This is a genomic window from Bradyrhizobium campsiandrae, from assembly GCF_014529705.1.
Classification (GTDB): Bacteria; Pseudomonadota; Alphaproteobacteria; order Rhizobiales; family Xanthobacteraceae; genus Bradyrhizobium; species Bradyrhizobium campsiandrae.
This window is the reverse complement of record NZ_JAANIH010000044.1, coordinates 43085-69967: the sequence shown is the minus strand read 5'-3', so window position 1 is coordinate 69967 and position 26883 is coordinate 43085. Positions and strand designations below refer to the sequence as shown.

Below are 26883 nucleotides of genomic sequence, written 5' to 3'. Positions count from 1 at the left end.
GGCATGCGCACGATATCGCAGAGGCAGGCCTGGACGCGGGCTGCGATGGGCGCGCCGCTGGTGGTGCTGCTCGTGTTGTTCCTGGTCTATCCCGTCGGCCAGCTGCTGCTGCTCAGCGTCTACGGCGACAATGGCTTCACGCTCGCGCAATATCGCCAGCTCTTTGCATCGTCGGTCTATCTCGACGTTCTCCTGATCACGCTGAAGATTTCGCTGGCGACCACGCTGGTCTGCGTCGTCACCGGCTATCCGATCGCCTATCTGATCTCGGTGGTCGGCAAGGAGCGCAAGGCGACGCTGCTGTTCTGGGTGCTGCTGTCGTTCTGGACCAGCTTTCTGGTTCGCGCCTTCGCCTGGATCGTGCTGCTCGGCCGTAACGGCGTCATCAACAAGCTCCTGCTCTCGCTCGGCATCATCTCGAGTCCCGCGAGCCTGCTCTACAATTTCGGCAGCGTGCTGGTCGGTATGGTCAACGCGCTGCTGCCGCTCGCCGTGCTGACCATGCTCTCGGTGATGGAGAACATCGACCGCAATTTGCCGCGCGCGGCCGCAACGCTCGGGGCGCGCCCGGGCATGGCGTTCTGGAAGATCTATTTTCCGCTGTCGCTGCCCGGCGTTGCCGCGGCCGGAATCATGGTGTTCGTCACCGCGATCGGCTTCTTCATCGTGCCTGCGCTGCTCGGCGGCCGCCGCGAGACCATGATCACGCAGCTCATCATCGACCAGGTCCAGCAGACCATGAACTGGGGCTTTGCCGGTGCGATCGCGGTGCTGCTGCTGGTGGTCGTCCTCATCGTCTTCGCCGCCTATGACCGTTTGCTCGGCCTGTCGACCATGACCGGCGCATCCGCGCCGCGCAATGCACAGCCGTCACGTCTGTCGGGCCCGGTCGTGCGGACCGGCGATGCGCTGCTCACGCTGCTCGGCGCGGTCTCGGACGGAATCCTCCGCCTGCTGCCGTCACGCCGTCGTGGCCGCAATCCCGATCAAGCCGGCCTCGGCTTGCAGGCCTTCGTCTGGACCATGCTGCTCATCATCAGCGCGCCGACGATTCTGATGATCCCGCTGTCATTCGGCAGCGGTGGCCTCAACTGGCCCCCGCAGGGTTTTACCTTGCACTGGTACGAGACGGTGCTGAATTCGCCGCTCTGGACCCAGGCCATGCTGCGCTCGCTGCTGGTCGGCATCGGCACCGGTCTGCTCGCCATGCTGATCGGCACGCCGGCCGCGTTCCTGCTGGTGCGCAGCGATATCAGAGGCAAGGCCGCCTGGCTCGCCTTCATCCTGTCGCCGATCGTGGTGCCGCGGATGATCATCGCAGTCGGCCTGTTCTACGTGTTCGCGCGCATGGGCCTCGTCGGTAGCGCCGTCGGCCTCGTTCTCGGCCACACCGTCGTCGCCGTTCCCTACGTGGTCATGACCATGATGGCCGTGCTGCGCAACTATGACACGCGGCTCGACCAAGCCGCGCAGAGCCTCGGGGCGCGCCCGTTCGCGACACTCCGCTACGTCACCTTTCCGATTCTCGGCGCCGGCATGATGTCGTCCTTCCTGTTCGCGTTCGCGACCTCGTTCGACGAATTGACCATCGCGCTGTTTGCCACCGGCGGTCTCAACGCGACGCTGCCCAAGCAGTTCTGGGACGAGGTGACGCTTCAGGTCTCACCCTCGATTGCCGCCGTCTCGACCTGCCTGTTCGTTTTCATGGGGCTGCTCATCTTCGTCGCCGAACGCCTGCGCCGGCGCGCAGCCGCGAGATAGCAGCGCCACCGTCCAACCAGAGGTTTCTCAAGTCATGCTCACTGCCACCAGTCTCCACGGCCTGTTCCCTGCCATCCCAACGCCCGTCAAGGCCGACGACACCATCGATGCCGGCGCGGTCTCTTCCCTGTTCACCTGGCTCAATAAGCAGGGGATCGATGGCGTGGTGCCGCTCGGGGGCACCGGCGAATATGGCGCACTGTCCAGATCCGAGCGCATCAAGATGGCTGGCCTGTCGGTGAAGGCGATGGGGGGCAAGGGCCCGGTCATCGCAGGCGTGCTCGACACCGGCTTCCACGATGCCTTGCAGGCAGGGCGTGAATTCGCGGCCGAGGGCGTCGACGGCTTGCTGGTTCTTACGCCATATTATACCAACCCGACTCAGGCGGGCGTTCGCGACTATTTCTTGCGCTATGCCGATGCCTCGCCGGTGCCGATCCTGATCTACGAGATTCCCTATCGCACCCGGATTGCGATCCAGCCCAGGATCCTGCATGAGCTCTCCAGGCATCCCAACATCATCGGCATGAAGGCCTGCAATCTCGACATGTACCATTTCCTTCAGGTCGTGGCCGGGGTCGATGCGAGCTTTGCGGTGCTGAGCGGCGAGGACAGCCTGTTTCCGCTGCATCTGGCGGCGGGCGCCAAGGGTGGCATCATCGTCACCGCGTGCCTGTTGCCGCGCGCCTGGCGCCAGATCTTCGAGGCCGCCACGGCGGGTAAGACGGCAGAGGCGCTGGGCCTGCATCGCCGCCTGATTCCGCTGATGAACATGGCGTTCGCCGAGACCAATCCGGGGCCGATGAAGGCGGTGATGGATCTCGTCGGCGTCGACGCGCCGCGTATGCTGGCGCCGCTGGTGCAGCCGGCGCCGACGCTGGTCGCCTCGCTCCGCGCCGAGCTCGGCCGGCAGCTGGCGATCTCGGAGGGCATCGCATGAGAGGATGGCAGCATGGCGCGTAGCAGCCGCGCGAGCGACGGCCGGCCCGCGAAGGCAAAGGCCGCCAAAACCAGCGAGACGTCCGGCGCGAAGACGACCGTCAAGGCCGATGAGCCGCGCTCGTCCTTGTTCGTCGGCTCGACCGAAAAAGCTTTCCAGGTCCTGCATGCCTTCGATGGGCCGCAGCGCTACATGACGCTGGCTGACATCGCGCGCGCGGCCGGTCTCGACCGCAGCGCAACCCAGCGCCTGGTCTATACGCTCGAGACCCTCGGCTATCTCAAGCGAATCGAGGGTACGCGCAATTACGGCCTCACCTCGAAGGTGCTGCAGTTTTCGCACAGCTACCTCAAGGCCAACGCGCTCATCGACAAAGCCTCGCCCTATCTGCTCGACATGAGCCGCAATCTCGGCGAGACCTGCAACCTGCATGAGCTCGACGGCCACGAGGTCGTGTTCGTGGCGCGCTTTCCCGGACAGCACCTCATCCATATCGATTTCGTGATCGGAAGCCGGCTGCCGGCCTACTTCACGGCGTCCGGCATAGCCATCCTGGCGGCCCTTCCCGAGGCGCAGCAACAGGACCTCTTGAAGCGTACGCGGCTCGAACCACTCACGCCGCACACGATTACGGATCCCGATCAGCTCCTAGAGCAGGTGCACCTCGCCGCCAGGCGCGGCTATTCGATCCAGATCAACCAAAGCGTGATGGGCGATATTTCCGTCGCGGCACCGATCATCGACGAGCACGGGCGGGCTATCGCCGCGGTCAACATCTCCGTGCCGACGACGCGCTGGACCAAGGAGCGTGCCGAGGCCGAGCTCGTTCAGCACGTTCACGTCGCCGCAACCTCGATCTCGAAATCCAAGTTCAAACGCTACGCGGCCTGAAACGCCGATGCCGATGCTCCTCAATGCCAGCGACTATCGCCGCCGCGCGCGACAATTCCTCCCGCGCGGGCTGTTCGAGTACATCGATCGCGGCTCGGAGGACGAAACCGCACTGACGCGCCTGCGTGACTCGCTTGACGCTATGACCTTGCTGCCCGCGGTGCTGACAGGGCACGACAGGCGCGATCTCGACACGGTGTTGTTCGGCCGGACGATCGCCGCGCCCCTCGTTGTCGCGCCGACAGCGCTCGCCGGTCTCGTGTCGCATGACGGGGAGACGAAGCTTGCCCGCGCGGCCGCGCGCGTCGGCATCCCTGTCTGCATCTCGACGCAATCTGTGACATCAGTGGAGGCGATCCGGCGCGGCGCGCCGGATGCCTTACTCTGGTTCCAGCTCTATGTCTGGCGCGATCGCGCCCTGACGGCACGCCTCCTGGAGCGGGCGAGCGCCTGCGGCTGCGACAACCTGCTCGTCACCGTCGATACGCCGGTCTCGCCGAACCGGGAGTATAATGAGCGCAACGGGTTCGGCATTCCCTTCAAGCCACGGCTGCGCAGCATGATCGACGTGGCACTGCATCCAGCTTGGCTGTTCGGGGTCCTCGTGCGCTATCTCATGGGCGAGGGTGTGCCGACCTACGGCCATTATCCGGAAGCATTTCGCACCGCCATCACCCGCGCTGAGATCGCCGAGGCGGTCCGGCTCGAGAACAGGCTGAGCTGGGATGACATGCGCTGGCTGCGCGGGATCTGGCCAGGCAAGCTCACCATCAAGGGCGTGCTCGCAGTGGAGGATGCCGAAAAGGCCGTCGAGATCGGTGCCGATGGCATCGTGGTCTCGGTCCATGGCGGGCGCAATCTCGACTGTCTGCCGGCTCCCGTGGATTGCATTCCGGCGATCGTCGGCGCCGTGAAGGGTCGTCTGACGATTCTGGCCGACAGCGGCGTCCGGCGCGGCACCGATGTCCTCAAATATCTTGCACTGGGCGCGGAAGCCGTGCTTCTCGGCCGCTTGCCGCTGTGGGGGCTTGCAGTCGGGGGAGAGGCGGGCGCCGAAGCCGTCCTGCGCATGGTTCTGCGCGAGATGGATACCGCCATGGCCTTCCTGGGCGCGCATTGCGTACCGGCCTTGCGCAATGGGCGCGCGAGCGAGCTACGGAACTAAGATCAACTGCAACATTTGGAAAACCGCCATGTCCGTCAAATCAGCACCGCAGACGCTTACCGCCAATGCCGATCTTGCCGGCGAAGTCGACAGGCTTCTCGCCGCGCTCGGCGTCAAGCGCTCCGACTATACCGAGGGAGCCCTCGTCATTCGTACGCCGATCACCGGCGGGATCATTGGCCGCGTCGTGGAGATCGGCGCAGCCGAAGCTGCCGGCGTGATCGAACAGGCGCACGCGGCGTATCTCGGCTGGCGGTTGGTGCCGCCACCCAAGCGAGGGGAGCTTGTGCGGCTGTTCGGCGAGGAGCTCCGCGCCGGCAAGGAGGCTTTGGGCCGACTGGTGTCGATCGAGGTCGGCAAGATCGTCTCCGAAGGTCTCGGCGAGGTTCAGGAAATGATCGACATCTGCGATTTCGCGGTCGGCCTGTCGCGGCAGCTCTACGGCCTGACGATCGCGACCGAGCGCGGCGAGCATCGCATGATGGAAAGCTGGCATCCGCTCGGCGTCACCGGCATCATCTCTGCGTTCAATTTTCCGGTCGCCGTGTGGGCCTGGAACGCAGCCCTGGCGCTGGTGTGCGGCAACAGCCTCGTCTGGAAGCCGTCGGAGAAGACACCGCTGACCGCACTTGCGACACACGCCCTGTTTGAGCGCGCTCTCAAACGCTTCAATGACGCCGGCGGAGGCGCGCCGCAGGGTCTTGCGGCGGTGCTATTCGGCGGCCGTGCGATCGGCGAGGCGCTCGTCGACCATGCCAAGGTGCCGCTGGTCTCGGCCACCGGCTCCACGGCGATGGGACGCGCGGTCGGTCCGCGACTCGCCAGCCGGTTCGCCCGGGCGCTGCTCGAGCTCGGCGGCAACAACGCCGCGATCGTCGCACCCACGGCCGACCTCGACCTCACGCTGCGTGGCGTTGCCTTTGCCGCGATGGGAACGGCGGGACAGCGCTGCACGACGTTGCGTCGGCTGTTCGTCCACGAGAGCGTCTATGACAGCTTTGTGCCGCGCCTTAAGCAGGCCTATGCATCCGTCACCGTCGGCTCCCCGCTGGAAGGCGGTAACCTGGTTGGTCCGCTGATCGACGGCGCGGCCTATCGCGCCATGCAAAGTGCGCTCGAGGCCGCAATCGCTGCCGGAGCGCAAGTCCAGGGTGGCGAGCGCATTGCCATCGAAGGGGCGGCCGACGCTTACTATGTCCGCCCGGCGCTGGTCGAGATCGCCGCGCAGACCGGACCGGTGGAGCACGAGACCTTTGCGCCGATCCTCTACGTGATGAAGTATCGCGATTTCGACGCCGTGCTCGAATTCCACAACGCGGTCTCGCAGGGACTGTCGTCGTCCATCTTCACCAATGATCTGCGCGAAGCTGAGACATTTCTGTCGGCGCGTGGCTCCGATTGCGGCATTGCCAACGTCAATATCGGCCCATCCGGCGCGGAGATTGGTGGCGCCTTCGGCGGCGAGAAGGAGACCGGCGGCGGCCGCGAGTCCGGATCTGACGCGTGGAAAGCCTATATGCGGCGAGCGACCAACACGATCAATTACGGCCGCACGCTGCCGCTGGCCCAGGGCGTCAAGTTCGACGTGGTGTGACCGATCCAAACGCGGATCATGCCCCGTCCCCGCGCGCAATGCGCACAAGGCGGGGCATGGCAGTGTTCGGGTGGATCGAGGCTTACTCCGCCGGCTCGGCCGCCAGGGTCGGGTAATCGGTGTACCCCTTGGCACCGCCGCCATAGAACGTGTTCTTGTCCCAATCGTTCAGCGCCGCGCCCTGCTTCAGCCGCTCGACCAGGTCGGGGTTGGAGATGAATGGCTTGCCGAAGGCGATCAAATCGGCTGCGCCAGCGTCCAGCACCTTGGTGGCGAGATCGAAATCGTAACCGTTGTTGGCGACGTAGGCACCCGCGAAGCGCTTGCGGATGCTCGCATAGTCGAACGGGGCGATGTCGCGCGGCCCGCCGGTGGCGCCCTCGACGACGTGGAGATACACCAGCTTCAGCGCGCTGAGGCCATCGACGATGTAGTCGTACAGCGCCTGCGGGTTGGAATCCGAGATGTCGTTGGCGGGCGTCACCGGCGAGATGCGGATGCCGGTACGGTCGGAGCCGGCCTCGGCAGCAACGGCCTTGGAGACCTCCAGCATGAGCTTTGCGCGGTTCTCGATCGAGCCGCCATAAGCGTCCGCGCGCTTGTTGGCGCCGTCCTTGGCGAATTGCTCGAGCAGATAGCCGTTGGCGCCGTGGATCTCGACGCCGTCGAAGCCGGCTTCCAGCGCATTCTTGGTGGCGCGCTTGAAGTCGTCGATGATTCCTGGAATTTCGGAGAGCTCGAGCGCACGAGGTTCGGAGACGTCGGCGAAGGTACCGTTCACGAAGGTCTTGCCCTTGGCGCGGATCGCGCTCGGCGCCACCGGGGCTGCGCCATTGGCCTGGAGATCGACATGCGAGATGCGGCCGACATGCCAGAGCTGGATGAAGATCTTGCCGCCGCGCTCGTGCACCTTGTCGGTGACCTTGCGCCAGCCGGCGACCTGCTCCTTCGAATAGATGCCGGGCGTGTCCTGGTAGCCCTGGCCCTGCTGCGAGATCTGGCTCGCCTCGGTGATCAAGAGGCCGGCCGAGGCGCGCTGGCTGTAATACTCGGCGGCGAGCGCGCCGGGTACGAAGGTGCCGGGGACGGCGCGGTTGCGCGTCAGCGGCGCCATCACCAGGCGATTGGCCAGCGTGATCGGGCCGAGCTTGTAGGACTCAAACAATTTGGTGGAGCGGCTCATTGGGGTGCTTCCAGGGGTTGAGAGGTCTGGAACACTTGTGCATCGCGGCATCAGGCGCAAGGGATGAGCCATACGGAAAGTGCAGGCGAGCTGCGCGGCAGGCCCCGCGCAGCATAATTCATGTGCAATTCCGGCCCCGACAGCGGAATTCGGCTGTCGCAGCCGTGCGAATCCGCAAATCAGGTCAGGCCCATGAAATCGCGCTTGCCAATCTCGACGCCGTTGTGGCGCAGGATGCCGTGAGCGGTCGTGGCGTGGAAATAGAAGTTCGGAAGCGAGAAATTGCTCAGGAACTGCTGGCCCTTCAGGGTCGTGGTTTTATCCGGCCCGGTCGGGAAGGTGACATCCTTGGCGTCAGCGCCCTCGAACTGCTCGGGCTTGAACGACTTCACATAGTCGATGGTTTTGGCGAGCCGCTGCTTCAGCTCCTCGAAGGTCTTTTCCGTATCGGGGTTCGACGGCACCTCGCTATGGGTCAGCCGCGCGCAACCCTTGGTGGCGAAATCGCTGACCAGCTGGATCTGCTTCGACAGCGGCAGCATGTCCGGGAAGAGGCGGGAGCCGAGCAGCACGCTCGGGTCGATCTTCTTCGCCGCGCAATGCGCCTCGGCTTTGGTGAGCAGGCCGGTCAGGCTGTTCAGCATTTGCAAATAGGCAGGGACGACGGCGTCGTAGAAGGACATGTGATGCTCGCTTCAATGGTGGGAAATCTCAGGAGAAAACCTGAGCCACTCACATGGGAGCCTCATGGAATAATACAATCGTGAAAATGGCTTGTGCGGTGCGAAAATTCTATCGCACCGTGCTCGCGGGCTGCGCCTGCGCCGTGCCACCGCGCATCCGGGCCAGAAGCTCGGCGGTCGGCCAGGAATCGGCCGGCAAGCCGTATTTGATCTGCATCGCCTTCACGGCGGCGCGGCTCTGCTGGCCCAGCACGCCGTCGACCTTGCCGACATTGAAGCCGGCCTGGACCAGAAGCTGCTGCAATTGCTTCAGCTCATTGAACGGCAATTGCGCGATCGGCGCCGCCGGCTTGCGCATCGGCGCGGCACCTGCAATACGCGAGGCGAGATAGCCTGCGGTGGTCGAATAGATCAGCGAATTATTCCATTCGGTGTACGCCGCAAAATTCGCGTAGGCCATGAAGGCCGGCCCAAAGCGTCCCATCGGCAGCAGCACGGACGCTGCGAGATTGTCGTTCGGCAGCGGCCTTCCGTCGGGATAGGTGACGCCGAACTGTGCCCATTTCGCGCGCGGCAGCTGCACGCTGAGATCGGTCTGATCCCAGGGCAGGCTCGAGGGCACCTTGATCTCTTCCAGCCAGGGCTCGCCGCGCCGCCACTTCAATCCGTTGGCGATGTAGTTCGCCGTCGAGCCGATCACGTCGTCCTCGCTGCGCAGGAGGTCGCGCCGCCCGTCGCCGTCATAGTCGACGGCGTAATTGACATAATGCGTCGGCAGGAATTGCGTTTGCCCGAGTTCGCCGGCCCAGGAGCCGATCATCTCGTCGGGCGTGAGATCGCCGCGGTCGATGATCTTCAGCGCGGCGATGGTCTCGTTCACGAACATCTCCGAGCGTCGGCAGTCATAGGCCAGCGACACCAGTGATTTCAGCGTCGGCAGGTTGCCCATGTTGGCGCCGAAGTCGCTCTCGAGCCCCCAGAACGCGGCGATCACCGCCGGCGGCACGCCGTATTCCTTCTCGGCGCGCGCGAATGCCGCTGCGTGCTGCTTGATGTGCTGCTGGCCGTTCTGCATGCGATAGGGCGCGGCCATGCGGCCGGCGAATTCGGTGAAGAGCTGGCCGAACACGCGCTGGCCGCGGTCGCGGTTTACGATGCTCTGGTCGTAGACGAGATAGGGCGAAGCCTCCGATATCGTTCGCTGCGACACGCCGGCGGCAACGGCCTGTTGTTTCACCTCGGCCAGGAAGCGATCGAAGCTTGCACCATTGTGGCACGAGGCCGCGCGCGGTGAGGGCGCCTTCGGCGCGGCTGGCTTTGCGGGCGGCGGCACGAGCTGGGCGGAAGCGGGAAGGCAGAGCGCGAACGAGGCGGTGATCGCTGCGACCGCAAGGTGAGAACCAAGGCAGTTCATCGGTATTGATATCTCTGGTGCTGTCGGGGATCTGCTAGGCCGCCAAGACGGCACGTTTTACAGCAAGGGGAAGTGCGATCTCGCGAAAGTAGCTCTTCGGATAGAGATAGTCTTCGCCGGACTCATCGACGATCCGCAGCATGTCGAGTTTGTCGGCGGCCGGATCGCGCAGTGTCACGTAGACCTTGCGTTTCTCGAGGGACGCCTCGTAACCCTCATTATCCACGCAGATCACAAGTTGCTTGCCTCGCGATTTCGTCATGTTGGTCGGAACAGGCTCTTGATTTTGAATTCCTTGCGGCCGATCCCGGCAGCTTCATACCAGTGTATCTCAGCGAGATGGGTAGAGCCATTGGATAATCGCACTTGGGCAATCCCCTTGCGCTTGCGCCACCGTCCACGCCCATAGATGCGTCGGAGTCGGGCGATCTCGCGAATGCCCGAACCGCTGGCGAAGGTCTCGACCTCGGTGATATCGCCGAGAATTTCGAAATGCATGGTTTGGATCGTGCCCGGGTGCCCCGGGCTGCGTCAATAGCCGCGGCTCCGCGACGCACCCTGAAACCTTGCGGGCCGGCCGGGGTCATTCCTACCTCATGTCTGCCGGCCATCGACGCCTCCGGTGCTCGTGACCGGCCCGGGAGACGGCCATGAACTATCTTCGTACCGCAATGCTTCTCGCAGGCCTGACCGCCCTGTTCATGGGCGTTGGCTATCTGATCGGCGGCGCGAACGGCGCCATGATCGCGCTTCTCATTGCTGCCGCGACCAATCTCTTCACTTACTGGAATTCCGACCGCGCAGTGCTGTCGATGTACGGCGCCCACGAGGTCGACCGCCAGAGCGCGCCGGAGCTGGTCGGGCTCGTCGCCGAGCTTGCGGGCCGGGCGGGCCTGCCGATGCCGCGCGTGTTCGTGATGGACGAGGCGCAGCCGAACGCGTTCGCGACCGGCCGCAACCCCGAGAACGCCGCCGTTGCCGTCACCGTCGGCCTGATGAACCAGCTCAGCCGCGAGGAACTCGCCGGCGTGATCGCCCACGAGCTCGCCCACATCAGGAACCACGACACGCTGCTGATGACTGTTACCGCCACCATCGCGGGCGCGATCTCCATGCTGGCGCAGTTCGGCATGTTCTTCGGCGGTCATCGCGACAACAACGGCCCCGGCATCGTCGGATCGATCCTGATGATGATCCTGGCGCCGCTCGGAGCCATGCTGGTGCAGATGGCGATCAGCCGCACCCGCGAATACGCCGCAGACAATCTTGGCGCGCGGATCGCCGGCCAGCCGATGTGGCTGGCGTCGGCGCTGGTGAAGATCGAAAGCGCCGCGCACCAGGTGCCGAATTATGATGCCGAGCGCAATCCGGCCACCGCGCACATGTTCATCATCAACCCGCTGTCGGGCCATGGCGTCGACAATCTCTTCGCCACCCATCCCTCGACGCAGAACCGCATCGCCGCGCTCCAGCAGCTCGCGGCCGAGCTCGGCACGCGGGCCGCGCCGTCGGTCGGCGCCAACGAGAACTACCCGCCGCAGGGGCCGTGGGGCCGCCCGTCCTCGCGAGGATCTTCCATTGGTCCTTCACGCGGTTCTTCACGTGGTCCTTGGGGCTGAGACGGAACCGGCGGGATTTTGGCCGGCTTTGTGACCTGGCGCACAGAGGGCTGGCCCGGCCGGTGTTAACACCCAAGCGAAAGCTGTTCTCTCGAAAGGGGATGCGTGGCCGGCCCGCTGCCTGCCGCCGTCGAAGATGACCAGACTGGCCGTACCATTGTTGATCGTCCTGGGCGTGGCCATCGGCCTGTCCACGCATACGGTCGTGAATTGCGGCGATGAGGACGAGCCCGATGTCTGCTCCGCCGTGATCGGTTTCTCGCCGTTGCGCGGCTCCCTCATTGCCTTCGCCTATGAGGGGCGGGGACGGATTGCGCTGCGCCACGGCGACAACGGCCGGGCGATCGCCGATTTCAACGAGGCCATCCACCTCAATCCCAACCGCGCCTCGCTCTATCGCGACCGCGCGCAGGCCTACCGGCAGAACGGCGATCTGGGCCTTGCGATCGCCGATTATGACGAGGCAATCGCGCTCGATCCCAGGCCGGCTGCGCCCTATCGCGAGCGCGGGCTCGCGCTCGCCGCCAACGGCGATCTCGACCGTGCGATCTTGAGCTACAGCACGGCGGTCCGCCTTGATCCTGCGGATGCGCAGGCCCGCCTCGACCGTGGTCTCGCATTCCTCGCCCGCGGCCAGGCCAACGATGCCCGCGCCGATTTCGAAGCCGCCCTCGCCTTGCCGCCCGGCAAGGATGGCCCGGCACGCGATGCCGCCCGCGCAAAACTCGCCGAGCTCTTGCAAGCCGAGCCGGCCCAGGTCGCGACGCCGCGGCGGTGAGATTTCTTTTCCTCCCGGAAGGGGAGTCGCAAGACGTTGGCGACTATTCCGCCTTCTTGGCTTTTGCCTTCTTGGCCTTGGCGGCCTTCTTCACCGGCTTTTCCTTCACCGGCTTTTCCTTGGCCGGCTTCTCAGCCTTCACCGCGATGGGCGTGCTGGCGGCGAGCCGCATGGCGCGGGCGTAGCTGTCGGCGACATTGTCGGCCGACATCTGCAGGCGCCTTGCGGCGGCGGTGGCCTGCTCCATGGTGGCCTTGGCCATCATCTTGAAGCGGGTGCCGGTCTCGTTGCTCTTGGCCTTGGCCGCAAGGCCATTGAAACGATCCCGCCGCTCCTTGGCGCGGGACATCAGGCCCGTATGCAGCTGTCTGGCCAGTTGCCGGATCACGACATCCAGGTCGGCGTCCGCCATGTCTTCCATCCTCTTCGAAACAGTCTCAATCGATGCGGCGGGACTATGCAGATCAGCCCCCACCTTGGCAATTCCCGAACGGCCGTCATCCGCAGCTTCCGGCCACCAAAACGGAAAGCCGCGCATTTCGCGCGGCTTCTGGCAGTGGCGGGATGCGCTGTGCCGGCCTTATTTCAGCGAGGCGACCGGTCCGGCTGATGCCGTCGGATCTGGATCGAAGCCGAACACGCCGACCAGATATTTGTAGTAGTCGGGCATCTTCTCCTTGAGCGCCTCGCGGGTCTTGGGGTCCTGGTAGTCGCTCTTGCCGGCCAGGAAGATGCTGGCGGTCACCGCGAAGAATTCCATGTGATTCTTCATCGCATAGGCTTCCTTGGGCAACAGGTCCTTGGACTTGGCGTAGGCGTAATAGCTGATCACGCCCTTGTTGGCGTAGCCGTCCGGCAGCAACCGCGCATGATAGGCGTGCAGCATCTCGTGGAGCAGCACGGCCTCCTTCTCGTAGCGCATCATGTCCGGGCGGACCATGATCACGCCGAGCCCGGAATCGACCGCGAGGTCGACGGCATTGGGATTGGTCCAGCGCTGCTTGTCGTGGTCCCACACCGTCAACGTGCGCGGCGTGGTGCGCTGGACGTCCGGCGTGACCCGGCCATAGCACGCGGTCGCGGCGCCTTCGTCGAGGCAGGCGAGTTCGCTTGCGATGATCGGGACGGTGCGGAAGAAGCGCATCACGCGCGGCGAGAGGCCCGCGGCCTCGACGACGTCGATCTGCTGCTTGAGATTGTCGGTGAGCTTGTCGAGGTCCTTGCGATCGGACGCCTCCGACACGTCGAACATGTAGCCGCGGTAGTTCTGGAAACCGGGCGGCAGCGCCTTCGCGGCATCGGCTGACGCGACGTCGAGCGAGCCGGCGTTGGACGGATCGGCGAACAGCGCCCCGACAATGGTCGCGGTCAGCAGCAACGCAATGCGCATGATGAAAACCCCCTGATGTCACTTCACGCGGCAGGATAGACCGCTCTTGTTGGCGAAAAGTGAGTGGGGCGAGACTAAGGCCGTGATGTTGAAGCGCGCTTAATCCTGGGTTGCAGATCGTGGCATCGGGTTAGGGCAGGATTAACCAAGGTCGATCCAGCCGCGAGCAGATTCCGTCATCCTGAGGTGGCCGCTTCTTGGCGGCCCTCGAAGGATGAACGGCCCGGCTGCATCTGTGGCCGTTTATCCTTCGAGGCTCCCCGTGCGCCGCTTCGCCTCGCACCTCAGGATGACGGAATCTGCTTTCGGGTGTAGGTTGAGCAGCACCAAGCTTCAGATAGCCGGAAGGGAGGATGCCATGTATGCCGCCATCCGTCAGGCCAAGGCCAAGAGCGGAAGCGCCGAAGAGCTGGCGCGCCGCATCAAGGACGGCGCCGTTCCGATCATCAGCGACGTCGATGGCTTCAGGGCCTATTACGTGGTCTATGCCGGCGACGACACGGTGACCGCGATCTCCATCTTCGACAAGTTCGAGCAGGCCGAGGAGGCCAACAAGCGCGCCATCGCCTGGATCGAGAAGGATCTCGGCGCGCTGCTGGCAGGGCATGCAAGCGCCGCCGCGGGGCCGGTGATCGTGCATACGCTGGCGTGAGCTCTCTCCACGAGTCGTCCCGGCGAAGGCCGGGACCCATACTCCCAGGGAGCAGTTATGGCGCGAGATCAGAGTTACCTGTCTTCGCCAAACTGAATCTCGTGGTTATGGGTCCCGGCCTTCGCCGGGACGACACCGAGATTGTGGCGTGCGCCTTCCACCAAGCGCGCAGACGCGCCCTTCACAACTCCCGCGCGTTCGAGAACGCGAAGCTCGACACCCTTCTCGTCGTCTCATCCAGGATCAGCGTGCGCGTGATCGGCGGCTCGGCGCGCTGCGAACAGTTTTCGCGTTCGCAGAGGCGGCAGTTGACGCCGATCGGCGTGCCCTCCGTCTTCTCGAGGTCGATGCCGGCGGCGTAGGTCAGACGCGCCGCATGGCGGATCTCGCAGCCGAGGCCGATGGCAAAGCGCGGCTGCGGCAGCGGGTGTGGTGCGACGGGGCGGCGCACCATCTGCGCGATCGAGAAATAGCGCGTGCCGTCGGACAACTCGATCACCTGCTTGAGCAGCCGATCCGGCGTGTCGAAGGTCGAGTGCACGTTCCACAAGGGACATGTGCCGCCGAATTTCGAGAACGGAAACGTGCCGGAGGAGAAGCGCTTGGAGACGTTGCCGGCATTGTCGACGCGCAAGAGGAAGAACGGAATGCCGCGCGCGTTCGGCCGCTGCAGCGTGGTGAGGCGATGGCAGACCTGCTCGAAGCCGGAGTTGAAGCGCTGCGCCAGCACATGGATGTCATAGTTCAGCGCTTCGGCCGCAGCGAGGAAGGCGGGATAGGGCATCATCACGGCTGCCGCAAAGTAATTGCCGAGCGTGATCCGGAATAGCCGCCGCGGCGCATCGTCGAGCGGCCCGGCGCGGCCGATGATGGTCTCCAGGGCTTGTGCGCATTCGCCAAGCCCGAGCTGGAAGGCGAGCTGGAAGGCGCGGCCGGGCGGATCGACCAGCTCGGAGATCAGGAGCTGGCGGCGGTGACGGTCGAAGCGCCTCAGCGTCTCGCGCATCACGTCGACAGGCATGATGCGGGTCTGGACCGAATGCTTCTCGCGCAACCGCGCAACGAGGGCCGCATAGAGCCCTTCAGCCGGCACGTTCAGTTCGTCGCGCAGGGCTTCCGCGGCCTGTTCGAGTTCCGGAAAATAGTTCCTGTTGGCCTCGATCAGCTCGCGCACCCGCTCGACCGGATTGGCCTCATAGCGCGTGCCGACGTCTCGGTCGGCCATCTGGGCGGCGGCCAGCGTCTCGCCCTGCCGCGCCTCGGTATAGGCCGCGTAGAGCCGCTGCAGCGCATGGGTGACGCCGGGGCAGAGCTCGGCGAGGTCGCGCAGCTCCTGCTTGGGGACGTCGATCTGGCGGAACAAGGGATCGGAGAAGATCTCGTTGAGCTCGGCGAAGAACCGGTCCTCGTCGGCCGTGGCAAGATCGCGCAGATCGAGATCGTAGGTCTCGGCCAGCCGCAGCAGGATCTGCGCGGTCACCGGGCGCTGGTTCCGCTCGATCAGGTTGACATAGCTCGGCGAGATCCCGAGCCCCTCGGCGATCTGGGTTTGCGACAGCCCCAATTGCTGCCGGATCCGCCGGAAGCGCGGGCCGACGAACAGCTTTTTCCCGGTCTCGGCGGGCATTTTCAGGCCTCCAGATGCATCAAGGTCAGTCCTTCTGACCTATAATTTACAAAATTTACAAAATAACATCTATTACATGTTCTTATGTTACATGACATCACCATTCAAATACAAGGCCTCTATACGAACTTCCCTTTCTCGCGTTTATCTCGTGACACGCATTTCGCAATGCACTGTCAAAAATGTCGATGACACGGCCTCGCTTTGTCATCCGTCGAAAGGGATCAGGCACATGAACTACCAGCCCCGTGGCATCAACACCCTCCAGGGCCCGGCCTCGTATCAGAGCGAGATCGATGCGGCCCAGGCGCTCCTCAAGACCCAGCCGACCTGGAACGGGGTGACGGCCGAGGCGGTCGCGCGCATGCGCCTGCAGAACCGTTTCAAGACGGGGCTCGACATCGCCCGCTACACCGCGGCGCTGATGCGCGCCGACATGGCCGCCTATGACAACGATCCGACCAAGTACACCCAGTCGCTGGGGTGCTGGCACGGCTTCATCGCGCAGCAGAAGCTGATCTCGGTCAAGAAGCACTTCGGCGGCAAGACCGATCGCACTTATCTGTACCTCTCGGGCTGGATGATCGCGGCGCTGCGCTCCGAGTTCGGTCCGCTGCCCGACCAGTCGATGCACGAGAAGACCGCGGTGCCGGCGCTGATCGAGGAGCTTTACACCTTCCTGCGTCAGGCGGACTCCCGCGAGCTGAACGACATCTTCCGTCTCCTCGACAAGGCGCGCAAGGAAGGCGACAAGGCCCGCGAGAAGGAGCTGATCGCGAAGATCGACAACTTCCAGACTCACGTGGTGCCGGTCATCGCCGACATCGACGCCGGCTTCGGCAATGCCGAGGCGACCTATCTGCTCGCCAAGAAGATGATCGAAGCGGGCGCCTGCGCGCTCCAGATCGAGAACCAGGTCTCGGACGAGAAGCAGTGCGGTCACCAGGACGGCAAGGTCACCGTGCCGCACGAGGTGTTCATTGCCAAGATCCGCGCCTGCCGCCACGCCTTCCTCGAGCTCGGCGTCGAAGACGGCGTCATCGTCACCCGTACCGACTCGCTCGGCGCCGGCCTGACGCAGCAGATCGCTGTCAGCCACAAGCCGGGCGACATCGGCGACCAGTACAACAGCTTCCTCGACTGCGAGGAAGTGACGGCGGAGAACGCCCGCAACGGCGACGTCATCATCAACCGTAACGGCAAGATGATGCGTCCGAAGCGGCTGCCTTCGAACCTCTACCAGTTCCGTCCCGGTACGGGCGAAGACCGCTGCGTGCTCGACAGCATCACCTCGCTCCAGAACGGTGCCGACCTGCTCTGGATCGAGACCGAGAAGCCGCATATCGAGCAGATCGCCGGGATGGTCGACCGCATCCGCAAGGTCGTTCCGAACGCGAAGCTCGCCTACAACAACTCGCCGTCGTTCAACTGGACCATCAACTTCCGTCAGCAGGTCTATGATGCGTGGAAGGAGGCCGGCAAGGATGTCTCGAAGTACAGCCGTGCCGAGCTGATGAAGCCGGAATATGACGAGACTCCGCTGGCGCAGGAAGCCGACGAGCGCATCCGGACCTTCCAGGCGGATTCGGCCAAGCGTGCCGGCATCTTCCACCACCTGATCACGCTGCCGACCTATCACACGGCCGCGCTGTCCACCGACAATCTTGCACGCGAGTATTTCGGCGAGCAGGGCATGCTCGGCTACGTCAAGAACGTGCAGCGCCAGGAGATCCGTCAGGGCATCGCCTGCGCCAAGCACCAGAACATGGCCGGCTCCGACATCGGCGACGACCACAAGGAGTACTTCGCAGGCGAAGCGGCCCTGAAGGCGGGCGGCGCTCACAACACCATGAACCAGTTCGGCTAACGAATCCCGACTTCGAGAGGAGACTGACAATGACCAAAGGCAGCAATTTCTGGGTGATCGGCGGCGAGTTCGGCTCGATGAACTTCCACAAGCTCGTCGAAGGCTCGGCCCAGGTCAAAGGTCCGTTCAAGACCCGCAAGGAAGCCGAGGACTGCTGGCGCGAGGTGTCGGAAGAGAGCCGCCACAAGGCCGGCGTCCGCTTCTCCATCGTGGAAGAGCCGTCGCGCGTTTCGGCCTGACGGTCCCGCTGCCGACCTCAAATCAAGAAGACGTCCAAGGACGGATGGTCCCATCCAGGCTCTGCCTGGGTGGGATCGTCTGTTTTTGGCACAGGTCAGTCCCCTGTGGGCGCCGTAAGTCTCTGGAATGATGGGCCCTTTGCGGGGGTGATGGTTGCTGATAGGTTAACGGGAGAGTTGAGGACAGGGACGGCAATGTCAGAGCCCGAGACCAGCGGTACCAATCCCAGCCAGCCGCGCCCGGTGCGGCTGCGCGATGCGCTGTTGCGCGCTCGGATCGAGGCGGCCGACCGGACCGGCGTGGTCGTCGATCTCAGGGATGCCGAGGTGGCGCGGCTCGAGATCCTCAACGACGCGCTCGATCCGCTGTTCGCCCAGGTGCCCGACAGGATCGACCTGTTCGACCGCGGCATCAGCCAGGGTGACACGCCCAGGCTCTGGATCGACGTCGTCGCCCACATCATGATGGGGCGCGACAAGCGGCAGTACCGCTTCGTCCAGGATACCCGCTTCGGCCGCATCGTGCTCGCCGAATCGCACGACACCGCTGTCATCGTCGACGCCGTGACCGACTACGTCGCCCGCCGCATCATCGAGCGCGAGCACGCGATGGTGGTGCCATCGGAGCCGAAGCAGGAGGCCGCCGCGCCGCCGCGCCGTTCGCGCCTCTGGCCGTTCGTGTTCGGCTTCATCCTCGGGGCCGCCGCGCTGTTCGGTGTTGCGGTGCTCGCGGCGTTGCGCAGCTGGTGAGGCCGCTTTCGTCGGTGCGCGAACTACACCACCCGCGTGCGCTTGATCTCCCGGATCTGCAAGCCATGATCGATGCTCCGGACGATCTGCTCGCAGCGCCAGCCTTCATTGGCTTTCTCGATTTCGAACAGATTGTAGGCCGCCGCCGGGTAGCGTCCGTGCGCGAGCGCGGAGGCCGATGGCACGCCGATCGCGGGAATGTCGCCATTGGGGCCTTCCAGCCACATCGTCGAATGGATGTGGTCGTGTCCGTGCAGGATCAGCTCGACACCCCTGCGTTTCAGCAGCGCCAGCAGCGCCGCCGAATCCGTCAGCCGCTTCAGGCGCGCGTCGGATTTCAGCGGATGATGCACCAGCAGCACGCGAAAGACGTCTTCGCTCGCGAGCTGGTCGAGTACTTGTTCGAGCGCGTTGAGCTGGTGACGCCCGAGGGTGCCCGTTGCCATCAACGGCGCCGTCGGTACCGCGCTGGACAGGCTGATCAGCGCGGCCGGTCCGCGCCGCCGAACGGCTGGAAAGCCGATGCGGCCGTCGTCATCAGCGATATAGGGCGCAAAGGTCTCGCCGAAGCGCTGAAACGTCGCGCGCACATAGGCGTCGTGATTGCCGGGAATCGTGGTGACGCGGTCGGGCGGACCGACGCCGTCGAGCCAGGTGCGCGCCGGTGCGAACTCCGCCTCCATCGCCAGATTGACCAGATCGCCCGTCACCGCGATGTGGTCGGGCGCCTGCTCATGCAGGTCGGCGACCAGCGCGTCGAGCACCTCGCGGCGCTGGTATTTGTGGCGGTTGCGCGTCCAGTTGATGTAGCCGAGGGCGCGCTTGCCGGCGAGCTCGATCAGCCGTGGCTTCGGCAGCGGCGGCAGATGCGGGTCAGACAGATGGGCGAGCGTGAAGGGTGCCAGGAAAGATGTCATCGCGCGCGATTGCCTCGCTATTCCCTCGCTGTAATGGCAAGGTCGCGCCCGTCGCGCAAGGGAAGCCTGGGCTGATGGGAGAGCGTCTGAACCGGATCCGACGGAGATTCGAGCCGTTCTTGCGGCGCGTCTTCCACGCCTATTTCCTGGTGGTTCGCGGCATGACGCTCGGCGTCCGCGCCGTGGTGCTCGATGCCGACAACAAGGTGTTCCTGGTCAAGCACAGCTACGTCACCGGCTGGTATCTGCCCGGCGGCGGTGTCGACCACGGCGAGACCATGGAACAGGCGATGCGCCGCGAGCTCAAGGAGGAGGGCGACATCGACCTGATCGGAGAGGCCATGCTGCACGGCATCTTCCTGAACAGCCATGTCTCCCGCCGCGACCATGTCGCGGTCTATGTCGTCAGGCATTTCCGGCAGGATCGCCTGCCCGCGCCCAATCGCGAGATCGTCGAATGCGGGTTCTTCGATACCGCCGCGCTGCCGGAGGGAGTGACGCCCGGCACGCGGCTGCGGATTGCGGAAGTGCTCGACGGCAAGCCCCTGATGGCGACATGGCGCTGAGGGCCGGCTATGCTAGTACGGGTCCGCACGGGCGCCACGGAAACCTGATGAAAGCTGTAAAACTCGTCTTTGGCCTGATCTGCCTCGCGATCCTCGCCAGCAACATTTGGGCAATGTCGCGCTGGAGCGAGGCGCGCGGGGTCTATGACGACATCTGCTATCTGAGGCAGGCACATCTGTTTCAGCGCTTCGGCGCCGGCGGGCTCGACACCAATGCGCTCAGGGACGACGATCGCTATTTCGAAGGCAAGATGAAGGAGATCGCGTTTTCCGAGTGGAAGGATCCGGCCCAGTGGCCCTGCCATAATCCGATGCAGGGCGGCAAGCTCGTGCTGCAATATCCGCCGGGTACCGGTTTCCTGCTGGCGCTGTTTCCGGAAGGCCACCAGGTTGTGCCGCTCTACATTGCCGCGAGCCTGATCGTGTGCGGGCTTGCGCTATCGGGCATTGTTCTGGCGCGGACGCCGTGGTCGGTCGTTGGCGCTGGCGTGTTCGGCGCGCTTGCCGTCTATCTCATGGTCAACCCGGCCAAGGCGAGCTATTCGGTCGCGCCGACCATGGCCGTGTGCGCCGTTGCCGGCTTCCTGACCGCGGTGTGGCTGAGCAGAGACAAACGCAGCGTTCTGATGATCGCGCTGATCGGCCTCCTGCTCGGCGCGTCCGTGAATTTCAGATTGCCGAACGCGCTGCTCGCGGCCGGCTACTTCCTGTTCCTCGGCATTCCGTTCCTGTGGACGCGATCGCTCGCGACATTCGTGCAGGGCCTTGCCTTCGGTGCCGGTGTGCTCGTCGGCATGGTGCCCACCCTGGCCGCGCAGGCCATCAACGCCGGCAGCGCGCTGGCGACCACCTATGGCAGCGCCGATGTGGTAGGGCCGACCTTCGATCTCGCGGTCTTCGGTCAGTATCTGCGCGACATGCAGTTCGTGCTGATCCTGCTGGCGGTTGGTGCGACGGCTTGGCTGCTAGGGGCCCGCGAGAGGCATAAGCGGCTGGCCGCGCTCGTCGTTGCCGGCAACCTCGCCTTCAATCTCGGCTTCTTCATGACTCATCCGATCTTCACGCCGTACTATGTCGTGCCCATCACGATGCTATCGCTGTGGACGCTGTCGTTCGCCGGTCTGCTTCAGCCGGCCGCGACGCGCGAGGCTGCATCGGTTGGCTGTGAGCCGGCCAGCCTGGAGGCGCTGCCGCGATGACATCGGCTCAACCCCGCATCGCCGTGCTGGTGCCGTGCTACAACGAGGAGGCGGCGGTCGCGACCGTCGTGGCCAATTTCCGCGCCGCGCTGCCCAGGGCGGAGATCTATGTCTATGACAACAATTCGCGCGACCGCACCGCGAGCGTCGCGCGCGAGGCGGGCGCGATCGTGCGCAGCGAGCGGCGGCAGGGCAAGGGCCACGTCGTGCGCCGCATGTTCGCCGACGTCGAGGCCGACATCTATGTGCTGGTTGATGGCGATGCCACCTACGACGCGCCAAGCGCCCCAGGCATGATCGACAAGCTGCTCGACGAGCATCTCGACATGGTGGTCGGGCTTCGCATCGACCAGTCCGAGGCCGCCTATCGCCTCGGCCATCGCACCGGCAACCGCATGCTGACCGGCTTCCTGGCCTCGACGTTCGGCCATGCCTTCAAGGATATCCTGTCCGGCTACCGCGTGTTCTCGCGCCGCTTCGTCAAGTCCTTCCCGGTGCTGTCGGACGGCTTCGAGATCGAGACTGAGCTCGCGGTCTACGCGCTGGAGCTGTCGCTGCCTGTGGCTGAGGTCGAGACGCCTTATTACGCGCGGCCGGAAGGCTCGTTCTCGAAGCTCAACACCTGGCGCGACGGCTTTCGCATTCTCGGCACCATGCTGAAGCTGTACCGCTCCGAGCGGCCGCTTCGTTTCTTCACCGTGATCGGGATCCTGCTGGCTTTGGCCGCGATCATCCTTGCGATCCCGATCGTGATCACCTTCATCGAGACCGGGCTGGTGCCGCGCCTGCCGACCGCCGTGCTGTCGATGGGCCTGGTGATCATGGCGCTGCTGTCGGTCTCCTCGGGTCTCGTGCTCGATACCGTGACGCGAGGGCGGCGGGAGATGAAGATGCTGGCCTATCTGTCCCAGCCGGCGCTGAAAAGGGACTGAACTCGACGGCTCCGGTAGACGACCGAACGTCCAGATGCTACTCGGCTTCTTCTTTTGACGCGTTTTCTTAACGCGAACCGGGATCCACTTCGCTCGAAAACGCTTTGGCAACATGAACGATCTCTCCATTACCATCCGCCCCGAAGCTCCAGGCGATGCCCAGGCGATCGAGCGGCTGCACGAGCGCACGTTCGGCCCCGGCCGTTTCGTGCTCAGCGCCTATCGCATCCGCGAGCATGTCGATCACCTGCTCGACGTCTCCTTTACCGCCCGCATCGGCACGCTGTTGGTCGGCTCCGTCAGGCAATTGCCGATCATGATCGGGGAGACGCCGGCGTTGCTGCTCGGGCCGCTCACGGTCGAGCCGCCATTCCGCAGCCGCGGCATCGGCCGCATGCTGATGGAGCGGGCCTTGAAGGATGCCAAGGACAAGGGCCATCGTCTCGTGCTGCTGGTCGGCGACGAGCCCTATTACAGCCGGGTCGGCTTCAAGCCGGTCGCGAAGGGCCGTGTCACCATGCCGGGCCCGGTCGATGCCGCGCGCGTCCTGGTGTTCGAACTCGTCGATGGCGCCTTTGAGGGCGTCGCGGGCGCCGTGGCTCCGGACTGGAGCAAGGCGCGGGGGTAAGGACGAGAGTCGATCCTCAATCGGGAATATTCCAAGCCGATGGACGATCGCCACTGGCGGGACTTTGCCCGTCGTGGCCGGGCAAGTCGGAAGCCCGCTTCAACTCGTCCACCATACGAAGGCATTCAAATGCCCTTCAGCCGCCGCCAACTTCTCGCGATCACCTCTCTTGCTGCCGTGACCGGAATTGCAGCCTCCTCCCGCGGAGCAGGTGCACCGATCAAGGCGGTCGCGTTCGACGGCTTTCCGATTTTCGATCCGCGTCCGATCTTCGCTCTGGCCGAGAACCTGTTTCCCGGACGCGGCGCCGAGCTGTCAAATGTCTGGCGAAGGACGCAGTTCGAGTACACATGGCTCCGCACCATGACAGGACACTATCGTGACTTTCCCGGCGTGATCGACGATGCCCTGGTGTTCGCCTGCAAGTCGCTCGATCTCGAACTCACCGGGGTCAAGCGAAGCGCGCTCGTCGACAGCTATCTCAAGATGCCGCTCTGGCCCGACGTCTTGCCCGCTTTGTCCATGCTGAAGGAGAGCGGTTTGCGGTTGGCGCTGCTGAGCAATTTCTCGCCCGCCATGTTCGATGGCAATATCGGGGGGACAGAGCTTGAGGGCACGTTCGAATTTCAGCTCAGCACGGATGCGGTTCGCGCCTACAAGCCTGATCCGCGAGCCTATCAGATGGGCGTCGACGCCTTCGGCCTGAAACGCGAGGAGATTCTGTTCGCCGCCTTCGCCGGCTGGGACGCCGCCGGCGCAAAACTGTTCGGATATCCCACGTTCTGGGTCAATCGGCAGACGCTGCCGCGCGAGCAACTGGACGCCGTTCCTGATGGTGAGGGGCAGGGCATGGCGGACCTGCTACGCTTTCTCGCGAACTAGCTCGTCGTCGCCAGCGCCTCACGATATCTGGTCGCTTTGCCGGTCGCGTGAGGCCGCGTCAGACGCAGCGGGAGGTGCGACGATGCAGGTAAGGAGGCGGCGAAGGGATGGCCGGTCGGGGCCCGCAGGCCCCGACGCACGCACGCCGCGCCACTAGAACCGTTGCGACATGCCGACATAAAACCCGCGGCGCGGCCCGAATTGCGGGGCGAACACGCCGATGCCGGAGCCGTCGCGGATCTGGTAGATCGTGTCGAACACGTTGACGACGTCGAACCGCACCGTCGTCGGCTTGTTCGGCGCGACGATGTTGAAGTCGTGCGACAGGCCGAGATTGACTTGCGTATAGCCGGGCAGGTGATCGGTATTGGCAAAGCCCGAGCGCAGGCCGCTGCCATAGACCATCGACACGCTGTAGCGCGTGCCCTCCCAGAGATAGGACGCGCCGGCCGATCCCGACAGCATCTGTGCGTGGTCGGTGTAGATGTAATGGCCGTCGATATAAGCGAGCTCGTCCGCACCGAACAGATACTGGTTCGAGACCACGTTGGTTGCGATCTGCTTGGCCCAGGCGAGGTTGGCATAGGCGCTGAAATTGCCGCTTTTGTAGGTCGCCTTCAGCTCGACGCCGACATTCTCGCCGCGATCGTAGTTGAAGCCGCTCAGCACATAGGCCGCGCCGAACTGGCCGTCGTCGAGCAAATCGCGCGCTTTCTTGTAATAGGCGTCGGCGCCGACCTCGAGACCGGGGATCGCGTAGATCTTCTGCGTCACGCCGACGTCGAACACGTGCGAGCGCTCCGGCAGCACCGGACTGTTTTGCCCGACCTCCGGCGTCTGCGTGTTGGCAGGCGCGCCGGGCGGCGTCACCAGCGCGAGATTGACGGGCGACGCGATCACCTGCGAGGGCGGGGTGAAGTTGCGCGCATAGCCGGCATGGAAGGTGGTGCCGTCGAATGGCTTCCAGGTCAGGCTGACGCGGGGGCTGAGCTGGTTGGCATCGACAAATTGAACCATCTGGTCGAAGCGCAAGCCGGCATTCAGGGTCAGATTGTTGGTGATCTTCCATTCGTCCTGGACGTAGGTCCCGATCAGCCAGCCCGTCTTGGCGTTGGAATCGAACACCGAGAACGGCGCGTCGATCGTGCCCGCGGTCGGGTCCGTGGGATCGGCCAGCGGCAGCACCGTGGTCCCGCTGTTGACCAGCGTGCGCTCCGCGCTGACCGACAGGCCGAAGCGCAGCGTGTGTGCATAGCCGATACGCCAGGATGTGTCCTGCTGGATGCCGTTGACCACGCTCTGGCGATAGACGTCGGAGGACACGCCGTTGAAGACGAGATCGCCGATCGGATCGGGGTAGAAATGCAGCAGGCTGGTGCGGTTGAAAAACGACGTCTGCGTGTCGAATTCGCCATTGGAGGTCTGATAGGAGACGACATTGAACTGGTTGAACTCGTTCTGGTGCTCGTTCAGCCGCGACGAGTCGAAATTGGAGACGCCGAACGCGGTGTTCGCAGGCGTCTGACCGGGATTGTTCGGAATCTGGAACGTCGCATTCGACACGCCGCTCATGAAGGTGAGGCGGCTCTGGGGATCGATCATCGTCGACAAGTAAAGAAATCCCTTCTCCTGGTTGGTGCGGTCGTGGATCGCATTGACCGAGGGGGTCGGGTTCTCGATGCCGAGATTGTTCTGCAGGAAGCGGCCCGACAGGAAATACTGCGTCTGGCCGACGGTGCCGCCATATTCCACATTGGTCGAGATGGTGCCGTTACTGCCGCCATAGACGCCGACCACGCCTGTGTTGTTGAAGGCATCGGCCTTGGTCGTGATGTCGAGCACGCCGGCGGTGCGCTGGCCGTATTGCGCGGGCAGCGCACCGGTGAGCAGGCTAAGGCTGCCGATGATGCCGGTGTCGAGAATCTGCCCGAACGCACCGACGCCGTCGGGAAGCATCACGCCGTTGATGCGATATTGCAGATTGGCGTGCTCGTTGCGGACATGCAGGTCGCCGCTCGCCGCCGAATCCTGGGTGACGCCGGGGAATTGCAGCAGCACCTTGTCGAGCGAGGCGTTGCTGCCCTGCGGCAGCGCCTCGATCGCCTGGTGCGTGAGCGTGTGGGTGGTTGCCCCGCCGGGCGGAAGGATGCTTTGCCGCGCGCTATCCAGCCGTTGGCTCTGGCCCTCGACGGCGGCCGGCGCCTCGCTCTGCGGCCGCGCCTGTGACGTTGAACGCCGCCTGTCGATTGCGACGCGAACTTTTGGCCGGCGCGGCGCCTGCGTCTGCTTGGGGGCATCGACCTCGACGCTGGGTAGCGTCGTCACGGGGGCCGTCGTCTGCGCCAAGGCGCCGCCGGAATGGAACAGCGTGAGTGCGGCGAGGCTCGAGCCCGCCAATATTGCTCTTGAAGACACCATTGTCCTGATTTTCCGATCACGCGCCGGCGCGCTCATTCGGAGCACTTGCGGGCGGCACGCGCCGTCGACACGCGACGGATCAACTTCGATAGCCCAGCGGGATCGGCTCACATGCGCGGCCGAAGCGCGAAGGCAGCTCAATTGATGGAATCAGGAGACGGGAGGGGCGCGCGGTTGGAACGCGGTGCCGGCCGATTCCAGATGAAGGAATTCGACGTCGGTGGTGCGTTGGAGCAGTTCGACCACCTGCGGCAGCAGGAGCAGGGGCGGCGTCGCGAACACGACCGTGCCGGCCATCGCGACCAACGCGCAGATCGCGCAGACGTCGTCGCCCGGCTGCTCGCGGTCGGGGCTGGTCGGGGACTGCTTCTGGACCGCCGCGCGGTCAGTCGAAGGGATGCTCTTGGCAGTCCCCTTGGCGCTGTCGGAAAGCTGCGACTGCGCCAGCGGCGCGGCCTGCGCGAACCAGTGGCTGTGGCCGAAGGTCAGCGCTAACTGCACCAGCATCGCGAATAGTGCGAGCCGGGCGCCGTGCCTGATATTCGACCGGAACCACTTCATCTGAGAACGCCACCCCACATCGCGAAGCACCAAGCTGATGTCGCGACGTTATATTGTAACATCGCCTGATCGATTGGCGGATGTCAACGGTTGGAGGGGTTCACGGCAGCAGGCAGTCGATCCGATGTGTCGTTCAGGCAACTAGGTCTGTCGGATCGAGTTCAGCTAGCGCGACGATGGAGGTGCGTTCCCCACAAGGGGGGAGGGAACGGAGAGAGCAATGCTGC

At 64.5% G+C, this 26883-nt stretch carries 27 protein-coding genes; 16 read left to right on the top strand and 11 right to left on the bottom strand.

Annotation, left to right across the window (positions count from 1 at the left end; all coding sequences use genetic code 11):
* Nucleotides 1-3: 3 nt before the first annotated feature.
* The 5 genes from G8O24_RS28210 to amaB are packed head-to-tail and all read left to right on the top strand — an operon-like array spanning nt 4 to nt 6351.
* Nucleotides 4-1761, top strand: a complete 1758-nt coding sequence (locus tag G8O24_RS28210) for an ABC transporter permease subunit (protein ID WP_188105055.1) — start codon at nt 4-6, stop codon at nt 1759-1761.
* Between the two features lie 34 nt (nt 1762-1795).
* On the top strand, nt 1796-2701 hold the full coding sequence (gene dapA, locus G8O24_RS28205; protein ID WP_188105054.1) for a 4-hydroxy-tetrahydrodipicolinate synthase: 906 nt from the start codon (nt 1796-1798) through the stop codon (nt 2699-2701).
* 12 nt (nt 2702-2713) lie between these two features.
* Nucleotides 2714-3592 carry an IclR family transcriptional regulator gene (locus G8O24_RS28200; protein ID WP_244646027.1) on the top strand — a complete coding sequence of 293 codons (879 nt, stop codon included), beginning with the start codon at nt 2714-2716 and terminating at the stop codon, nt 3590-3592.
* 7 nt (nt 3593-3599) lie between these two features.
* A complete protein-coding gene (locus tag G8O24_RS28195) occupies nt 3600-4757 on the top strand; it encodes an alpha-hydroxy acid oxidase (RefSeq protein WP_188105052.1) in 1158 nt (385 codons plus the stop codon).
* Nucleotides 4758-4785: 28 nt separating this feature from the next.
* Nucleotides 4786-6351: an L-piperidine-6-carboxylate dehydrogenase gene (amaB, locus tag G8O24_RS28190; RefSeq protein ID WP_188105050.1), complete on the top strand. Its 1566-nt coding sequence runs from the start codon at nt 4786-4788 to the stop codon at nt 6349-6351.
* A gap of 82 nt (nt 6352-6433) precedes the next feature.
* Here amaB and G8O24_RS28185 read toward each other — a convergent pair whose 3' ends face one another.
* From G8O24_RS28185 to G8O24_RS28165, 5 genes are all read right to left on the bottom strand, one after another.
* The gene (locus G8O24_RS28185) at nt 6434-7534 is read right to left on the bottom strand and encodes an alkene reductase (protein WP_188105049.1); all 1101 of its coding nucleotides are present in this window, start codon (nt 7532-7534) and stop codon (nt 6434-6436) included.
* 179 nt (nt 7535-7713) lie between these two features.
* Nucleotides 7714-8217, bottom strand: a complete 504-nt coding sequence (locus G8O24_RS28180; RefSeq protein WP_188105046.1) for a DUF1993 domain-containing protein — start codon at nt 8215-8217, stop codon at nt 7714-7716.
* Nucleotides 8218-8326: 109 nt separating this feature from the next.
* Nucleotides 8327-9631: a lytic murein transglycosylase gene (locus tag G8O24_RS28175; protein WP_188105044.1), complete on the bottom strand. Its 1305-nt coding sequence runs from the start codon at nt 9629-9631 to the stop codon at nt 8327-8329.
* 34 nt (nt 9632-9665) lie between these two features.
* Complete coding sequence (locus G8O24_RS28170; RefSeq protein ID WP_188105042.1) at nt 9666-9893, bottom strand: hypothetical protein; 228 nt, start codon at nt 9891-9893, stop codon at nt 9666-9668.
* Entirely contained in the window at nt 9890-10129 is a 240-nt protein-coding gene (locus G8O24_RS28165; protein ID WP_188105040.1) for a hypothetical protein, read from the bottom strand. Before G8O24_RS28165 ends, G8O24_RS28170 begins: the two co-directional genes overlap by 4 nt.
* Before the next feature lie 152 nt (nt 10130-10281).
* Between G8O24_RS28165 and htpX the strand changes: the two genes are divergently transcribed.
* Together htpX and G8O24_RS28155 are read left to right on the top strand one after the other, a co-directional pair.
* Nucleotides 10282-11250 (top strand): zinc metalloprotease HtpX, encoded by a 969-nt coding sequence (gene htpX, locus G8O24_RS28160; protein ID WP_188105038.1) that lies wholly within the window; start codon nt 10282-10284, stop codon nt 11248-11250.
* 136 nt (nt 11251-11386) lie between these two features.
* Entirely contained in the window at nt 11387-12028 is a 642-nt protein-coding gene (locus G8O24_RS28155) for a tetratricopeptide repeat protein (protein WP_188105037.1), read from the top strand.
* Nucleotides 12029-12071: 43 nt separating this feature from the next.
* Here G8O24_RS28155 and G8O24_RS28150 read toward each other — a convergent pair whose 3' ends face one another.
* Both G8O24_RS28150 and G8O24_RS28145 read right to left on the bottom strand, forming a co-directional pair.
* On the bottom strand, nt 12072-12440 hold the full coding sequence (locus tag G8O24_RS28150) for a hypothetical protein (RefSeq protein WP_188105035.1): 369 nt from the start codon (nt 12438-12440) through the stop codon (nt 12072-12074).
* Between the two features lie 168 nt (nt 12441-12608).
* Nucleotides 12609-13418 carry a hypothetical protein gene (locus G8O24_RS28145; protein WP_188105033.1) on the bottom strand — a complete coding sequence of 270 codons (810 nt, stop codon included), beginning with the start codon at nt 13416-13418 and terminating at the stop codon, nt 12609-12611.
* 358 nt (nt 13419-13776) lie between these two features.
* Between G8O24_RS28145 and G8O24_RS28140 the strand changes: the two genes are divergently transcribed.
* Nucleotides 13777-14070 (top strand): antibiotic biosynthesis monooxygenase, encoded by a 294-nt coding sequence (locus G8O24_RS28140; protein WP_188105031.1) that lies wholly within the window; start codon nt 13777-13779, stop codon nt 14068-14070.
* Between the two features lie 181 nt (nt 14071-14251).
* Here the strand turns inward: G8O24_RS28140 and G8O24_RS28135 are convergent, their stop codons facing one another.
* A complete protein-coding gene (locus G8O24_RS28135; RefSeq protein WP_188105030.1) occupies nt 14252-15697 on the bottom strand; it encodes a helix-turn-helix domain-containing protein in 1446 nt (481 codons plus the stop codon).
* A 232-nt stretch (nt 15698-15929) separates the two neighbouring features.
* Here G8O24_RS28135 and G8O24_RS28130 point away from each other — a divergent pair, with 232 nt between their 5' ends.
* The 3 genes from G8O24_RS28130 (at nt 15930) to G8O24_RS28120 (ending at nt 18553) form a co-directional block, all read left to right on the top strand.
* Entirely contained in the window at nt 15930-17564 is a 1635-nt protein-coding gene (locus G8O24_RS28130) for an isocitrate lyase (protein WP_188105028.1), read from the top strand.
* Between the two features lie 29 nt (nt 17565-17593).
* Nucleotides 17594-17803: a DUF4170 domain-containing protein gene (locus G8O24_RS28125; RefSeq protein ID WP_008560963.1), complete on the top strand. Its 210-nt coding sequence runs from the start codon at nt 17594-17596 to the stop codon at nt 17801-17803.
* A gap of 195 nt (nt 17804-17998) precedes the next feature.
* Nucleotides 17999-18553, top strand: coding sequence for a hypothetical protein (locus G8O24_RS28120; RefSeq protein ID WP_188105027.1), 555 nt, complete (start codon nt 17999-18001; stop codon nt 18551-18553).
* A 23-nt stretch (nt 18554-18576) separates the two neighbouring features.
* On the opposite strand, the gene G8O24_RS28115 is transcribed toward G8O24_RS28120, so the two are convergent.
* Nucleotides 18577-19458 (bottom strand): metallophosphoesterase family protein, encoded by an 882-nt coding sequence (locus G8O24_RS28115; RefSeq protein WP_188105069.1) that lies wholly within the window; start codon nt 19456-19458, stop codon nt 18577-18579.
* An 86-nt stretch (nt 19459-19544) separates the two neighbouring features.
* Here G8O24_RS28115 and G8O24_RS28110 point away from each other — a divergent pair, with 86 nt between their 5' ends.
* The 5 genes from G8O24_RS28110 to G8O24_RS28090 all read left to right on the top strand — a co-directional run bounded on the left by G8O24_RS28110 (nt 19545) and on the right by G8O24_RS28090 (nt 23677).
* Nucleotides 19545-20036 (top strand): NUDIX domain-containing protein, encoded by a 492-nt coding sequence (locus tag G8O24_RS28110; RefSeq protein WP_188105025.1) that lies wholly within the window; start codon nt 19545-19547, stop codon nt 20034-20036.
* 47 nt (nt 20037-20083) lie between these two features.
* A complete protein-coding gene (locus G8O24_RS28105; RefSeq protein ID WP_188105023.1) occupies nt 20084-21235 on the top strand; it encodes a hypothetical protein in 1152 nt (383 codons plus the stop codon).
* Nucleotides 21232-22167 (top strand): glycosyltransferase family 2 protein, encoded by a 936-nt coding sequence (locus G8O24_RS28100; protein WP_188105022.1) that lies wholly within the window; start codon nt 21232-21234, stop codon nt 22165-22167. Before G8O24_RS28105 ends, G8O24_RS28100 begins: the two co-directional genes overlap by 4 nt.
* Nucleotides 22168-22279: 112 nt before the next feature.
* The gene (locus G8O24_RS28095) at nt 22280-22795 is read left to right on the top strand and encodes a GNAT family N-acetyltransferase (RefSeq protein WP_188105020.1); all 516 of its coding nucleotides are present in this window, start codon (nt 22280-22282) and stop codon (nt 22793-22795) included.
* Between the two features lie 129 nt (nt 22796-22924).
* Entirely contained in the window at nt 22925-23677 is a 753-nt protein-coding gene (locus G8O24_RS28090) for a haloacid dehalogenase type II (RefSeq protein ID WP_188105019.1), read from the top strand.
* Between the two features lie 153 nt (nt 23678-23830).
* On the opposite strand, the gene G8O24_RS28085 is transcribed toward G8O24_RS28090, so the two are convergent.
* Nucleotides 23831-26095: a TonB-dependent receptor gene (locus tag G8O24_RS28085; RefSeq protein WP_188105017.1), complete on the bottom strand. Its 2265-nt coding sequence runs from the start codon at nt 26093-26095 to the stop codon at nt 23831-23833.
* Between the two features lie 150 nt (nt 26096-26245).
* Nucleotides 26246-26656, bottom strand: coding sequence for a DUF2946 domain-containing protein (locus G8O24_RS28080; protein ID WP_188105015.1), 411 nt, complete (start codon nt 26654-26656; stop codon nt 26246-26248).
* Between the last annotated feature and the right edge of the window lie 227 nt (nt 26657-26883).

Bases quoted from the DNA above. Each gene is read 5' to 3' on its own strand.
- G8O24_RS28170 (WP_188105042.1), bottom strand. From the start codon at position 9,893: ATGACGAAATCGCGAGGCAAGCAACTTGTGATCTGCGTGGATAATGAG.
- G8O24_RS28135 (WP_188105030.1), bottom strand. From the start codon at position 15,697: ATGCCCGCCGAGACCGGGAAAAAGCTGTTCGTCGGCCCGCGCTTCCGG.
- G8O24_RS28155 (WP_188105037.1), top strand. From the start codon at position 11,387: ATGACCAGACTGGCCGTACCATTGTTGATCGTCCTGGGCGTGGCCATC.
- amaB (WP_188105050.1), top strand. From the start codon at position 4,786: ATGTCCGTCAAATCAGCACCGCAGACGCTTACCGCCAATGCCGATCTT.
- G8O24_RS28200 (WP_244646027.1), top strand. From the start codon at position 2,714: ATGGCGCGTAGCAGCCGCGCGAGCGACGGCCGGCCCGCGAAGGCAAAG.
- G8O24_RS28165 (WP_188105040.1), bottom strand. From the start codon at position 10,129: ATGCATTTCGAAATTCTCGGCGATATCACCGAGGTCGAGACCTTCGCC.
- G8O24_RS28120 (WP_188105027.1), top strand. From the start codon at position 17,999: ATGTCAGAGCCCGAGACCAGCGGTACCAATCCCAGCCAGCCGCGCCCG.
- G8O24_RS28125 (WP_008560963.1), top strand. From the start codon at position 17,594: ATGACCAAAGGCAGCAATTTCTGGGTGATCGGCGGCGAGTTCGGCTCG.
- G8O24_RS28080 (WP_188105015.1), bottom strand. From the start codon at position 26,656: ATGAAGTGGTTCCGGTCGAATATCAGGCACGGCGCCCGGCTCGCACTA.
- G8O24_RS28210 (WP_188105055.1), top strand. From the start codon at position 4: ATGCGCACGATATCGCAGAGGCAGGCCTGGACGCGGGCTGCGATGGGC.
- G8O24_RS28090 (WP_188105019.1), top strand. From the start codon at position 22,925: ATGCCCTTCAGCCGCCGCCAACTTCTCGCGATCACCTCTCTTGCTGCC.
- G8O24_RS28095 (WP_188105020.1), top strand. From the start codon at position 22,280: ATGAACGATCTCTCCATTACCATCCGCCCCGAAGCTCCAGGCGATGCC.
- htpX (WP_188105038.1), top strand. From the start codon at position 10,282: ATGAACTATCTTCGTACCGCAATGCTTCTCGCAGGCCTGACCGCCCTG.
- G8O24_RS28140 (WP_188105031.1), top strand. From the start codon at position 13,777: ATGTATGCCGCCATCCGTCAGGCCAAGGCCAAGAGCGGAAGCGCCGAA.
- G8O24_RS28180 (WP_188105046.1), bottom strand. From the start codon at position 8,217: ATGTCCTTCTACGACGCCGTCGTCCCTGCCTATTTGCAAATGCTGAAC.
- G8O24_RS28145 (WP_188105033.1), bottom strand. From the start codon at position 13,418: ATGCGCATTGCGTTGCTGCTGACCGCGACCATTGTCGGGGCGCTGTTC.
- G8O24_RS28100 (WP_188105022.1), top strand. From the start codon at position 21,232: ATGACATCGGCTCAACCCCGCATCGCCGTGCTGGTGCCGTGCTACAAC.
- G8O24_RS28195 (WP_188105052.1), top strand. From the start codon at position 3,600: ATGCCGATGCTCCTCAATGCCAGCGACTATCGCCGCCGCGCGCGACAA.
- G8O24_RS28150 (WP_188105035.1), bottom strand. From the start codon at position 12,440: ATGGCGGACGCCGACCTGGATGTCGTGATCCGGCAACTGGCCAGACAG.
- G8O24_RS28105 (WP_188105023.1), top strand. From the start codon at position 20,084: ATGAAAGCTGTAAAACTCGTCTTTGGCCTGATCTGCCTCGCGATCCTC.
- G8O24_RS28110 (WP_188105025.1), top strand. From the start codon at position 19,545: ATGGGAGAGCGTCTGAACCGGATCCGACGGAGATTCGAGCCGTTCTTG.
- dapA (WP_188105054.1), top strand. From the start codon at position 1,796: ATGCTCACTGCCACCAGTCTCCACGGCCTGTTCCCTGCCATCCCAACG.
- G8O24_RS28175 (WP_188105044.1), bottom strand. From the start codon at position 9,631: ATGAACTGCCTTGGTTCTCACCTTGCGGTCGCAGCGATCACCGCCTCG.
- G8O24_RS28085 (WP_188105017.1), bottom strand. From the start codon at position 26,095: ATGGTGTCTTCAAGAGCAATATTGGCGGGCTCGAGCCTCGCCGCACTC.
- G8O24_RS28185 (WP_188105049.1), bottom strand. From the start codon at position 7,534: ATGAGCCGCTCCACCAAATTGTTTGAGTCCTACAAGCTCGGCCCGATC.
- G8O24_RS28130 (WP_188105028.1), top strand. From the start codon at position 15,930: ATGAACTACCAGCCCCGTGGCATCAACACCCTCCAGGGCCCGGCCTCG.